Annotated in this window: 2 protein-coding genes; both read left to right on the forward strand. The window is 63.8% G+C overall.

The features are described from left to right. The coding region (locus EOC06_RS35770; RefSeq protein WP_128310015.1) for a hypothetical protein at positions 1 to 977 on the forward strand (977 nt) is incomplete at its 5' end. After that, positions 977 to 2,473: a sugar ABC transporter ATP-binding protein gene (locus tag EOC06_RS35775; RefSeq protein WP_127271485.1), complete on the forward strand. Its 1,497-nt coding sequence runs from the start codon at positions 977 to 979 to the stop codon at positions 2,471 to 2,473. The genes EOC06_RS35770 and EOC06_RS35775, both read left to right, overlap by 1 nt. Positions 2,474 to 2,553: the final 80 nt, after the last annotated feature.

Below are 2,553 nucleotides of genomic sequence, written 5' to 3' on the forward strand. Positions count from 1 at the left end.
GCCCCAACACGCGGCTGGATGATGCGCCGGCCTTTGCCGAGCTGACGGAACCGGACAATCTGCTCGTTACCGGTGACAGGCTACTGGCCTCCAGCGGCAACGCCATCCATTCGATTGCGGCTGGAGCGGAACCTGTCGTGGTCGAGACTTTTCGGTCTGCCGTAACCGCGCTGGCGCTGTCGCCATCGGGCGAACTGACGGTCGGGCTGGAAAACGGCAAGTTGCTGATTGGCGGCAGCGACGTTTCGCTGCCGGCCGACCTCAGCTGCATCACCGCACTTGCCTATGCGGATGACGGCACGCTGTGGCTGGCCAATGGCTCGGCCGAGCACGCGCCGTCGCAATGGGCCGCCGATCTGATGAAGAAGGGTGCCTCCGGTTCGCTGTGGAAGCGAGACGCCGCGGGCGGTGATTTCCGCAAAGTCGCCGGCGAGATTGCCTTTCCCTATGGCCTGCATCCAGTCGGCGGCGATGTGCTAGTCAGCGAAAGCTGGCGTCATCAGTTGGTGCGTTTCGATGGCGCGACGGGCAGCCGCTCGACGGTTCTGACGCATCTGCCCGGCTATCCCGCGCGGCTGTCACCTTCCGCCGATGGTGGGGCGTGGCTGACCCTGTTTGCGCCGCGCAACCGGCTGATCGAATTCGTGCTACAGGAAACGCATTACCGTCAGGACATGCTGAGCCAGGTGCCGCCTGCCTACTGGATCGCGCCAGCGCTGGCCTCCAGCCGCAGCTTCCTCGAGCCGCTGCAATGCGGCGGCATCCGCACCATGGGCATCCACAAGCCGTGGTCGCCGAGCCGCTCCTACGGGCTGGTGGTCAGGCTTGACCAGAAGATGCAGCCGCAATTCAGCCTGCACAGCCGCGCCAACGGCACGCGCCATGGCATCTGCAGCGTTGCGGAAAAGGACGGTCTTCTGTTCATCGCCTCCAGGGGCGGCGACTGCATCCTTTCCGTCGCCACGGGAGGTTTCTGATGGAACCGATTGTCCGTCTGGAGAATGTCACCAAGAACTACCGCGGCGTGCCCGCTGTGAAGAATGTCAGCTTCGACCTGCGCAAGGGCGAGATCCACGCGCTGCTTGGCGAGAACGGCGCGGGAAAATCGACGCTGACCAAGATCATCGCCGGTGTGGTCGACGCCACCTCGGGCAAGATGTTCCACAAGGGGCAGGAGATCGCCTACGCCTCGCCGCACGCGGCGCTTCAGGCCGGTATCGCCATGGTGTTCCAGGAAACCAGCTTGGTGCCGTCGATGACGGTGGCGCAGAACCTTTATCTCGGCACCGAAAAGTTCCTCAACCGGCTGCGCGGCACCTACATTTCGGCGCAGCAATTCCTGCAATCGCTGAACTTTCCCGTCGACCCGAACGCCATGGTGGCGACGCTGGGTGCTGCCAAGCGGCAGATGGTCGAGATCGCGCGCGCGGTGCACCACAATGCCGAGATCATCATCTTCGACGAGCCGACGGCGACGCTGACGCCGGAAGAAAAGCGGCACTTCTTCGCGCTGATCCGGCGGCTGAAGGCGAGCGGCGTGTCGATCGTCTTCATCAGCCACGCGCTGGAAGAGGCGCTCGATATCGCCGACCGCATCACCATCCTGCGCGACGGCGAGCTGGTCATCACCGACGACACCTCTGCTTTCGACCGCGACAGGATCGTTTCCGCCATGGTCGGGCGCACGCTGTCGGGACAGATCTACCGGCAGCGCGACGAAGCGAAGCTTCGCAAGGCGGGCAAGAAGGTGCTGTCGGTGCAGGACATCTCGATGAGCAATGTCGTGCGCAACACGTCCTTCTCGATCTTCGAGGGCCAGATCACCGGTGTGTTCGGGCTGATTGGCTCCGGCCGCACCGAAACCTTCAAGATCGTCTCCGGCATCTACAAGCGCGACTTTCTGCGCGGCGGCGCCATCGAGCTCGATGACAGGCCGGTGCGCTATCTCGTGCCGAGCGAGGCGGTGGCTGACGGCATCGTCTATGTCACCGAGGACCGCAAGAGCGAAGGCATCTTCGAGACGATGGGCATTGCCGAGAACCTGTTCGGCGGGCTGCTGGCGGCGGGGCGCGAAAAGGCCTGGGTGATCAACGCGCAGGAAATGCGCGCGCTGTCAGCCGAATGGACGAAGACGTTGAACATCAAGGCGATCAACGACAATGCGCGCGTCGTCGAACTGTCCGGCGGCAACCAGCAGAAGGTGGTGATCGGCAAGGGGCTGGTGCAGCAGCCGCGCATCGTCATCTTCGACGAGCCGACGCGCGGCGTCGATGTCGGCGCGATCGCCGAGATCCATCAGATCATCAACCGGCTTGCCGACGAGGGCCTGGCCGTTGTCGTCATCTCGTCCTACCTGCCGGAGATCATGAACCTGTCCGACCGCATCCTGGTCTGCCGCCAGGGCCGCATCGTCGAGGAGTTTTCGCCGGCCGAGGCGACGGAGGAGAAGATCATGTACGCGGCTGTGCATTAGGTTTCCGGGCGGTGCGTACGTCGATAATTGGCCGGGACGTCCATCCCTTCGTCATCCACGGGCGAAGCAAGGAGCGTAGC

The sequence above is a fragment of the Mesorhizobium sp. M7A.F.Ca.MR.362.00.0.0 genome (assembly GCF_004023175.1).
In the GTDB taxonomy this organism is placed as follows: domain Bacteria; phylum Pseudomonadota; class Alphaproteobacteria; order Rhizobiales; family Rhizobiaceae; genus Mesorhizobium.